General features: G+C 72.5%; 10 protein-coding genes. 7 read left to right on the forward strand and 3 right to left on the reverse strand.

The genetic code is table 11. The features are described from left to right. The 4 genes from D455_RS0111605 to D455_RS0111620 all read left to right on the forward strand — a co-directional run. Positions 1-648 (forward strand): ABC transporter ATP-binding protein (locus D455_RS0111605; protein WP_017570893.1); only part of this gene is annotated, 648 nt, incomplete at its 5' end. Beyond that, positions 648-1,643: a 2-aminoethylphosphonate ABC transporter permease subunit gene (locus D455_RS0111610; RefSeq protein ID WP_017570894.1), complete on the forward strand. Its 996-nt coding sequence runs from the start codon at positions 648-650 to the stop codon at positions 1,641-1,643. The genes D455_RS0111605 and D455_RS0111610, both read left to right, overlap by 1 nt. Continuing rightward, positions 1,630-2,427: an ABC transporter permease gene (locus D455_RS0111615; protein WP_017570895.1), complete on the forward strand. Its 798-nt coding sequence runs from the start codon at positions 1,630-1,632 to the stop codon at positions 2,425-2,427. Before D455_RS0111610 ends, D455_RS0111615 begins: the two co-directional genes overlap by 14 nt. A gap of 22 nt (positions 2,428-2,449) precedes the next feature. Continuing rightward, entirely contained in the window at positions 2,450-3,532 is a 1,083-nt protein-coding gene (locus D455_RS0111620; protein ID WP_017570896.1) for a 2-aminoethylphosphonate ABC transporter substrate-binding protein, read from the forward strand. A gap of 46 nt (positions 3,533-3,578) precedes the next feature. Here the strand turns inward: D455_RS0111620 and D455_RS0111625 are convergent, their stop codons facing one another. Beyond that, positions 3,579-4,127 (reverse strand): EF-hand domain-containing protein, encoded by a 549-nt coding sequence (locus D455_RS0111625; protein WP_017570897.1) that lies wholly within the window; start codon positions 4,125-4,127, stop codon positions 3,579-3,581. 189 nt (positions 4,128-4,316) lie between these two features. Here D455_RS0111625 and D455_RS0111630 point away from each other — a divergent pair, with 189 nt between their 5' ends. After that, positions 4,317-5,696: a dipeptidase gene (locus D455_RS0111630; RefSeq protein ID WP_017570898.1), complete on the forward strand. Its 1,380-nt coding sequence runs from the start codon at positions 4,317-4,319 to the stop codon at positions 5,694-5,696. 309 nt (positions 5,697-6,005) lie between these two features. Next, positions 6,006-6,956 carry an NAD(+) diphosphatase gene (gene nudC, locus D455_RS0111635; RefSeq protein WP_017570899.1) on the forward strand — a complete coding sequence of 317 codons (951 nt, stop codon included), beginning with the start codon at positions 6,006-6,008 and terminating at the stop codon, positions 6,954-6,956. Positions 6,957-6,966: 10 nt separating this feature from the next. Here the strand turns inward: nudC and D455_RS0111640 are convergent, their stop codons facing one another. Continuing rightward, positions 6,967-7,413 (reverse strand): ANTAR domain-containing protein, encoded by a 447-nt coding sequence (locus D455_RS0111640; RefSeq protein ID WP_040684805.1) that lies wholly within the window; start codon positions 7,411-7,413, stop codon positions 6,967-6,969. Positions 7,414-7,564: 151 nt separating this feature from the next. Next, positions 7,565-7,825 carry a mycoredoxin gene (locus D455_RS0111645; protein ID WP_017570901.1) on the reverse strand — a complete coding sequence of 87 codons (261 nt, stop codon included), beginning with the start codon at positions 7,823-7,825 and terminating at the stop codon, positions 7,565-7,567. Positions 7,826-8,072: 247 nt separating this feature from the next. Between D455_RS0111645 and D455_RS0111650 the strand changes: the two genes are divergently transcribed. Further along, positions 8,073-9,317: ATP-dependent helicase (locus D455_RS0111650; protein WP_017570902.1), on the forward strand; the 1,245-nt coding region annotated here is incomplete at its 3' end.

The following is a 9,317-nucleotide window of genomic DNA, read 5'->3' on the forward strand; positions in this document are numbered from 1 at the left end:
CGGGTGGCCATCGCCCGGGCCCTGGCCATCCGCCCCGGCGTGCTGCTGCTGGACGAACCGCTGTCCGCGCTCGACGCCCAGCTGCGTTCGGACATGCTCGCCGAGCTGGCCCGCCTGCACCGCGAGCTGCCCGACGTCACGGTCCTGTACGTCACCCACGACCAGGGTGAGGCGCTCACCCTGGCCGACCGGGTGGCCGTCCTGGACCGGGCCCGGCTGCGCGACTGCGACACGCCCCGACGCCTCTACCAGCGCCCCCGAACACCGTTCACGGCCCGCTTCGTCGGCGGCGCCAACCTGCTGCCCGCGCGCCTGGCCGACGGGAGCGTGCACTGCCGCGGCACCGTCCTCGCTGCGGACGCCGACGACCTGCCGCACGGCACGGGCGACGGCGACGCGTTGCGGGTGTGCCTGCGCCCGCACCTGCTCACCCTCGGCGGCGGCGAACACACCCTGGAGGGCGTGGTCACCGACGTCCAGTGGCGCGGTTCCGTCCACCGGGTCACCGCCCTGGTCGAGGGCACGCCCGTCACCGCCGAACTCCGGGAGATGCGGACCCCGCCCGAGCCCGGCAGCGCGGTCACGCTCGGGTTCGCCCGCGGGGACGCCGTCCTGCTCCCGGAGGAGGACGGGGAGGAGGCGGTCTGATGCTGAGGTCAAGCCGCGAGACGGAACCGGGGACGGGGCTCGTGGAGTCCGTGTCCACGGAGGACCGCGAACGGTACCCCGGGCCCTCGTCGACCCCGGCGGGCACCACGGCCCCGGAGGGCGGACCCACCCCGGCCCGGGCGCCCCGCAGGCCTCCCGTGTGGGTGTGGGCGGTGCCGCCCGTCGCACTGCTCGCCCTGGTGTTCCTGTACCCGCTCGCCCTCGTCGTCCTGGAGTCCCTCGCCGCGCCCGACGGCGGCCTCACCACCGCCCACTACACCGGTGTCCTGGCCTCGGAGTCCTTCCGGTCGGCGCTGGGCACCACCGTGTTCGTCGCGGTCACCGCCACGCTGGGCTGCCTGGTCCTCGGCTTCCTGCTCGCCCTGGTCGTGGCGTTCGTGCCCTTCCCCGGGAGCGGCGCCACCGCCCGGTTCATCGACACCTACCTGTCCTTCCCGTCCTTTCTCATCACCATCGCGCTGCTGTTCCTCTACGGCACCGTGGGCGTGGCCAACGGCATGTGGACGGAGGTCACCGGCGACGAGACGGGGCCGATCGGCTTCCTCGCCACGCCCTGGGGCGTGGTCCTGGCGGAGATCACCTACTTCACCCCGTTCGTCATGCGTCCGCTGCTCGCCGCGTTCGCCCAGCTCGACACCGCGCAGATCGAGGTCGCCTCCTCCCTGGGCGCCCGCCCGCTCAGGATCGTGCGAACCGTCATCCTGCCCGAGGCGCTGCCCGCGCTCGCCGCCGGAGGCGCGCTCGTGCTGGTGCTGTGCCTCAACGAGTTCGCGATCGTCCTGTTCACCGGGGCCAAGGACGTGGTGACCCTGCCGATGCTGGTCTACGGCTCGGCGATCCTCCAGGCCGACTACACCACCGCGTGCGTCGTCGCCACGGTCAACGCGGCCCTGTCGGTCTGCCTCTACCTCGCCTACCGCGCGGCCACCGCCCGGTTGCGCACGTCCTCCGGAGGCCGCCGTGCTCGTGCATAGCCGTTCCGCCCGCTGGGCCGTGTGGGCGCTCTTCGCCGTGATCGTCCTACCGCTGTTCCTGCTCCCGCTCGGGGTCATCGTCACCGCGTCGGTGTCCACCAACTGGAGCGGCGTCCTGCCCTCCGGTCCGACGCCGGACAACTTCACCGACCTGGCCAGGGGCACCACCCTGGACTCCCTGCGCGTCAGCGTGGTCACCGCCGTCACCGCCAGCGTCTCGGCGCTGGTCCTCGGAACCTGGAGCGCGCTGACCGCCCACGCGCTGCGCCACCGCGGCCGCGCCGTCGTCGACGCCCTCTTCATGCTGCCCGTCGCGGTCCCCACGGTGGTCCTCGGCCTGGCCCTGCTGGTGGCGTTCAGCAGCCCGCCCCTGCTGCTCAACGGCACCCAGGCCATCGTGTTCGTCGCGCACACCGTGCTGGTGACGGCCTTCGCCCACCAGTCGGTCTCCGCCGCGCTGGACCGGCTCGACCCGATCTACGCGCAGGTCGCCGCCTCCCTCGGCGCCCGACCGGCGCGGGTGCTGTTCCAGGTGCGGCTGCCCCTGCTGCTGCCCTCGCTCAGCGCCGCCGCCGGGCTCTGCTTCGCGCTGTCCATGGGCGAGCTGAGCGCCACCATGATGCTCTATCCGCCCAACTGGATGCCGCTGCCGGTCCAGATCTACGCCTCCACCGACCGGGGCGCCCTCTTCTCGGGCGCGGCCGCGGCGATCGTGCTGATGGCCACCACCCTGCTCGTCCTGCTCGTCCTGTCCCGCGTGCGCACCCGCGCCGCCCACCGCTGACCCCTCTCCCAGGAGGCCCGCCATGCCCGTCGTCCGCAGACCCGCCGCACGCACCTCCGCGGTTCGCACCCTCACCGCACGCACGTTCGCCGCCACCGCCGCGTTCGCCCTCGCCGGGGCCCTGACCTCCTGCGCGGCCTTCGCACCCGTCGACAGCGTCACCGTCTACACCGCCGACGGCCTGCGCAACACGGAGGGCACCGGCTGGCTCGACCAGGTCTTCGCCGACTTCGAGGCCGAGACCGGCGTCACCGTCCAGTACGTCGAGGGCGGCTCGGGGGAGATCGTCCAGCGCGCCGCACGCGAGAGGGCCAACCCGCAGGCCGACGTCATCATCACCCTGCCGCCCTTCATCCAGCAGGCCGACGGCATGGGACTGCTCCAGGAGTACGAACCCGAGGGCTCCGAGCACGTCGGGACCAGGGCCCCCGAGGGGAGGTGGACCGCGATCGTCAACAACTACTTCTGCCTCACCTACAACACCGAGGAACTGGAGGAGCCTCCCACCACGTGGGAGGACCTGCTCGACCCCCGTTTCGAGAGCCGTCTCCAGTACTCCACCCCGGGCGTGGCGGGTGACGGCACGGCCGTGCTCATCCAGGCCATGCACGCCTTCGGCGGCCTGGAGCCCGCCACGGAGTACCTCGGCGAACTCCAGGCCAACAACGTCGGCCCGTCCTCCTCCACCGGCGCGCTCGGCCCCAAGGTGGACAAGGGGGAGCTGCTGGTCGCCAACGGCGACGTCCAGATGAACGTCGCCCAGTCCCGCACCATGCCCAACCTCGGCATCTGGTTCCCCGCACGCGAGGGGGGACGGCCCACCACCTTCGCCCTGCCCTACACCGCCGGGCTCGTCACCGACGCGCCCCAGCCCGAGCACGGCCGCGCCCTGCTCGACTTCATGCTCTCCGAGGCGGCCCAGGGGCAGGTCGTCCCCGTCGCCGGGGGCTTTCCCGCCCGCACCGACGTTCCGGTGGAGGGCGAGGGCGCCGAGGAACTGGAGGCCCTCATGGAGGGGGTGGAGGTCTTCGAACCCGACTGGAAGGAGATCGACGCCAACCTCCCCGAGTACCTCGACGCCTGGCGCGAGGCCACCGGAGGCTGAGTCCGTGCCCGGAGGGTCCGGCCGGGCCGCGGACCCGCGGCCCGGCTCAGATCACGCCGAAGACGAACCCGCCCGGGGAGTCGGGGTCGTCGCCGAAGAGGTACTCCCGGGAGGAGAGGACGAACTCCTCGCGGTTGACGAACCCGTCGCTGTCGGTGTCCAGACCCCGGAACCGCTCCCGGGCGGTCTCGGAGGCGACCCCCAGGATCTCCGCGTACCGGACGTACTCGGCCTCGCTGACCGAACCGCCGTCGTCGGTGTCGAGGAGGTCGAAGACGGCCTCGGCCACGCCCTCGGTCATGTTGAACCGGCTCCTGTCCTCGGAGGCCGAGTGCATCGCCCGGACGAACATGTCCCGGTCCAGGCGCGCCTCGGGGGCCGAGGAGTGGCGGAGCAGCTCCAACCACAGCATCTGGTAGGAGGCGTGGACGGCCTGCGCCCGGCGGTCGGCCGCGTCCAGGGAGTATCCGCTCGTGTAGCGGTTGACGAGGCGCTGGTAGTCCTCCCAGGTGATGGCGCCGTCGCCGTCGGAGTCGAGCGTGTCGAAGAGCTGCCCGAACCTCTCGGTGATCGGGGCGGCGGGAGCAGTCTCCACGGGGTTCCTTTCGTCGGTGGGCGGGCCGGTCCCGCCCCGTGCACCTTCGAGTGTCCCGCGTCCGGAAGGGTTCCGCGGCACCCTCCCCGGGTCCCGGGAGGGGGAGCCCTCCCCAGGTCCGCGTACGGGAGCGCTCCGGACGGGTCCTAGGCTCTTTCTCGACAAGGACGTCGAGGAAGGACGGGTCACATGGACGCACGCGCCTACATCGAGGCACACCGGGACGAGTTCGTCTCCTCCCTCAAGGAGTGGCTGGCGATCCCGTCGATCTCCGCCGACCCCGCGCACCACATCGACGTGCAGCGGTCCGCGCGGTGGCTCGCCGACCACCTCACCGCGACCGGCTTCCCCACCGTCGAGGTGTGGGAGACCCCCGGCCTGCCCGCCGTCTTCGCCGAGTGGCCCGCCGCCGACCCCGACGCCCCCACGGTGCTCGTCTACGGGCACCACGACGTCCAGCCCGTCGACCCCGTCGCGGAGTGGGAGACCGACCCCTTCAAGCCCACCGAGCGCGGCACCTCCCTGTTCGCCCGCGGGGCCTCCGACGACAAGGGGCAGGTGCTCTTCCACGCCCTCGGCGTGAGCGCGGCCCTGGCCGCCTCCGGCGCCGACGCCCCGCCCGTCACGATCAAGCTGCTCGTGGAGGGCGAGGAGGAGTCCGGATCGGTGCACTTCGCCGACCTGATGCGGGCCAACCTCGACCGCCTGGCCTGCGACGTCGCCGTCATCTCCGACACCACGATGTGGGCGGCCGACACCCCGTCCATGTGCGTGGGCATGCGCGGCGTCACCGACGTCGAGATCAGCCTGTACGGACCCGAGCGCGACCTGCACAGCGGTTCCTTCGGCGGCGCCGTCCCCAATCCGCTCAAGGCCATGAGCGACCTGCTGTCCGGCCTGCACGACGAGAACGGCCGGGTGGCGATCCCCGGGTTCCACGACGGGGTGGTCGAGGCCAGCCAGGAGGAGCGCGACCTCATCGCCCGGCTGCCCTTCGACGAGCGCGAGTGGTTGGACACCGCCGCCTCCACCGCCACCTGGGGCGAGGAGGGCTACAGCACGCTGGAGCGGATCTGGCTGCGCCCGACCGCCGAGATCAACGGCATGTGGGGCGGCCACACCGGCTCGGGCGGCAAGACCATCGTCCCCCGCTCCGCGCACGCCAAGGTCAGCTTCCGACTGGTCCCCGGCCAGGAGCCGCTGCACGTCCAGGACCGCGTCCGCGCCTACGTCGAGTCGGCCACCCCCGACGGCCTGCGCGCCGAGACCGGGTTCGGCGGCCCCGGCGTGCGCGCCTGTGCCTCCGACCTGTCCTCCACCGCGCTGAAGGCGGCCCGCTCGGCCATGGAGCGCGCCTTCGGCAAGCAGGTGCTCTTCACCCGTGAGGGCGGCAGCGGGCCGGAGGCCGACATCGCCGACATCCTCGGGGCGCCGCTGGTGTTCGTCGCCGTCGGACTGGACGAGGACCGCATCCACGCCCCCAACGAGAAGGTGGAGCTCCCGCTGCTGCTCAAGGGAGCCGAGAGCGCAGCCTACCTGTGGGAGGAACTCGGCACGGTCGGCCGTTAGGCGGTGACCGGAGGGCCCACCGGTCGACTCCGTTCGCCGCGATCCCGTACCCGTGGCCAACTTCGGCGCCTCGCCACAAGTGCGGGATCACCCGGGGCGGAGCACTCCAGCCACACCGGCGACGCATCCGGTCAGCCCACCAGGCGGGTGTCGGTTCCGGGGCTCCGCGCCGCCCGCCGCGGGCGCTTCGCGCCGGGGCCGCCACCCCAACGGTCGGGGCCGTGAGTGAGGACGTTCGCGGCCCCCAGCCGGTGTTAACCCTGTAGGAGCGGGCCTCGTCCGGACGGCCCGCCAACCCCGGAAGGACCCATGGACGCCGACGCGACTCCCTCCCTCTCCCGCTTCTCCGTCGACGCGGCCGGTCACCGGCGCCTGGACCAGGAGTGGCTGGCCGAGGCGTGGGCGGATCCCGGTACGCGTGTGCTGGTGCTGGAGGGCGGTGACCCCGGCAGCCACGGCTGGAGGGCCCTCATGGCCAAACAGTCCCAGGCCCTCGTCACCACCGGCGACGCCCCAGGACTCGTGCTGACCACGCCCGGCGACGCCCCCGAGGGCGAGCGCTACCTGCTTGGCACCGACGGGGAACGCGCCTACTTCGCGGTCCTCTCCCACCAGGAGCTGGCCGCCACGCCGGAGGCCCGGCCCGCGTCCCTACGTGAGATCGGCGCGCTCCTCGACGACCGCGACACCGGGCTCATGACCCGGGCCGTCGCCCTCGCGAACTGGAACGTCACCCACGGGTTCTGCCCCCGCTGCGGCTCCCGCACCACCCCGGCCGCCGCCGGACACCTGCGCGTGTGCGAGGCCGAGGGAACCGAGCAGTACCCCCGGACGGACCCGGCCGTGATCATGCTGGTGCACCGCGAGCGCGACGGTCGCGAGGAGGTGCTCCTCGGCAACAACCCCAACTGGGACGCCCGCCGCTTCTCCGTGCTCGCCGGGTTCGTCGAGGCGGGGGAGTCGCTGGAACAGGCGGTGATCCGCGAGGTCGCCGAGGAGACGGGCGTCGTGGTCGGGACCCCGCGCTACCTGTCCTCGCAGCCCTGGCCCTTCCCGCGCAGCCTGATGGTGGGGTACACCGCGCGCGCCGTGGGCGAGACCGAGCGTACCGACGACGAGATCGCCGTCACCCGCTGGTTCACCCGCGCCGAGCTGGCCGAGGCCGTGCACTCCGAGGAGGTCCTGCTGCCCGGCCGGGTGTCGATCGCCCGCACCCTCATCGAGCACTGGTACGGGGCCGAGCTCCCGGGCGGCTGGTGACCGCCCGAGGCTACCCCTGGACGGTGCTCAGCTCGTCGGGCAGCGTGGTGAGAGGGCTCGTGCTGCTCTCCACCACGTCCCGTGCCAGGTCGGCAACCTTCCGGCCGCGCGAACGCGCCGAGGAGCGCAGCCGCTCGAAGGCCTCGCGGGGCGCCATCGTGTGCCGCTCCGCCAGGACCCCGATCGCCTGCTCCACCACCACGCGCGAGTGCAGCGCGTGCTCCAGCTGCGAGACGGTGTGCCGCAGCCGCTCGACCTCGGAGGCCCCCTCCGGGGCCCGCCCGGGTGCCTGGGCCCGCGGAACGCGGGTTCCCGACTCACCGGTCAGCAGGTCCGCGAGGACCATCGCGCTCACCAGGTCGGGCACCTCGTCACCGCCCACCCGCCACCCGGCCGGGGTACGGCGGACCACGTCCGTGTCCACCGTGTCGGCGACCGCCACGTCATGAGGCCTCATGTCCTCCCCCAACTCAACACTCCCCGTCCTCATCGTCCGAGCTCCTCACGGCCCGAGCGTCGTCGGAAGGTGCGCCGCCGTGTGGAAGGCGGGCCCGTGACGCGGGCCGCGGTCGCGCCCCAGAAGCGCGACCCGCGGCCCACGTACCGTCCTACGACAGCTCGGCCAGTTTCTGCCTCACCTGAGCGAGCGACGGGTTGGTCATCGCCGCTCCGTCACTGAAGACCAGCGTCGGGACCGTCTGGTTCCCTCCGTTGACCCTCATCACGGTCTCGGCGGCCTCCGGGTGCTCCTCGATGTTCACCTCGTGGATGGTGATCCCCTCACGGGAGAGCTGGCTCTTGAGCCGCTTGCAGTATCCGCACCACGGGGTGGTGTACATCGTGAACTGTTCGGTCGCCGAGTTCGTCATCTCGCTCACGTCCTTGCCTACGGTCGATGGGTCGTGTCCGGTTTATCTCAACATCGAGGGGACCGAACCACTTCCCGCGACCGTGCGACACAACGTGGGACGCCTCACAGGCCCAACTGGTTCGGGAATGTCTGCTGGGCCATGTGACCTCGGGATACGTCGGACGTGGTGTCCGATTCGCTCCCCGTGACGCCGGATACTTGAGAGACTGGGTCTTCCACCCACCCCGACCAGATGCAGGAGCACCATGGATCCCGACCGCGTCCTGGAGGGACTGGACCCGGAGCAGACCCAGGCGGCGCGCGCCCTGCGCGGCCCCGTGTGCATCCTGGCCGGTGCCGGAACGGGGAAGACCCGCGCCATCACCCACCGCATCGCGTACGCGGTCGCCAGCGGTGTGGTCTCCGAGCAACAGGTCCTCGCGGTCACCTTCACCGCCCGCGCCGCCGGGGAGATGCGCGGACGCCTGCGCTCCCTGGGCGCCCCCCGCGTGCAGGCCCGCACCTTCCACGCCGCCGCGCTGCGGCAGCTCGCCTTCTTCTGGCCCGACGTCGTCGGCGGTGAGAAGCCCACCCTCATCGAGAGCAAGATCCAGGCCGTCTCCCGGGCCGCCCACTCGGTGGGGCTCCAGCCCGACCGCGCGGGCCTGCGCGACCTGGCCAGCGAGATCGAGTGGGCCAAGGTCACCCAGGTGCGCCCCAGCGACTACGACAAGGCCGTCACCAAGGCGGGCCGCCAGGCCCCGATGCCCGCGGGCGAGGTCGCCCGGGTCTTCGAGGCCTACGAGGACCTGCGCCGCGAGCACAACCTCCTCGACTTCGAGTCCATGCTCGAACTCACCGCGGGGATGATCAACGAGTACCCGGCCATCGCCCAGCGCGTGCGCGACCAGTACCGGTACTTCGTCGTCGACGAGTTCCAGGACGTCAACCCGCTCCAGCGGCTCCTCCTGGACGCCTGGCTGGGCGACCGTGACGACCTGTGCGTGGTGGGCGACCCCAGCCAGACCATCTACTCCTTCGCGGGCGCCACCCCCGGTTACCTGACCGGCTTCTCCGCCCGCTACCCGCACGCCACCGTGGTCGAACTGGTCCGCGACTACCGCTCCACGCCCCAGGTGGTGCGGGTCGCCAACCACGTCATCGGCCAGGCGCGCGGCAGCGCCTCCGCCCAGCACCTCACCCTCCGGGCGCAGCGCCCCGACGGACCCGACCCCATGTACCAGGAGTACGACGACGAGCCCGCCGAGGCCACCGGGGTCGCCCGCAAGATCAGCGTTCTGATGGAGGGCGGCACCCCGGCCAGCGAGATCGCGGTGCTGGTGCGCACCAACGCCCAGTCGGCCGCCTACGAGCAGGCCCTGACCGACGAGGGCGTGCCGTTCACCGTGCGCGGGACCACCCGGTTCTTCGAACGCCCCGAGATCAAGCAGGCCGTGCACACCCTGCGCGGAGCACGGCACGGAGCGGCGGGGGAGGAGCCCGAGCCCCTG

Source organism: Nocardiopsis halotolerans DSM 44410 (genome assembly GCF_000341065.1).
In the GTDB taxonomy this organism is placed as follows: domain Bacteria; phylum Actinomycetota; class Actinomycetes; order Streptosporangiales; family Streptosporangiaceae; genus Nocardiopsis; species Nocardiopsis halotolerans.

Excerpts from the sequence above, each read along its gene's own strand:
- D455_RS0111610 (WP_017570894.1), top strand. The coding sequence starts at position 648 with ATGCTGAGGTCAAGCCGCGAGACGGAACCGGGGACGGGGCTCGTGGAG.
- D455_RS0111630 (WP_017570898.1), top strand. The coding sequence starts at position 4,317 with ATGGACGCACGCGCCTACATCGAGGCACACCGGGACGAGTTCGTCTCC.
- nudC (WP_017570899.1), top strand. The coding sequence starts at position 6,006 with ATGGACGCCGACGCGACTCCCTCCCTCTCCCGCTTCTCCGTCGACGCG.
- D455_RS0111620 (WP_017570896.1), top strand. The coding sequence starts at position 2,450 with ATGCCCGTCGTCCGCAGACCCGCCGCACGCACCTCCGCGGTTCGCACC.
- D455_RS0111640 (WP_040684805.1), bottom strand. The coding sequence starts at position 7,413 with ATGAGGCCTCATGACGTGGCGGTCGCCGACACGGTGGACACGGACGTG.
- D455_RS0111645 (WP_017570901.1), bottom strand. The coding sequence starts at position 7,825 with ATGACGAACTCGGCGACCGAACAGTTCACGATGTACACCACCCCGTGG.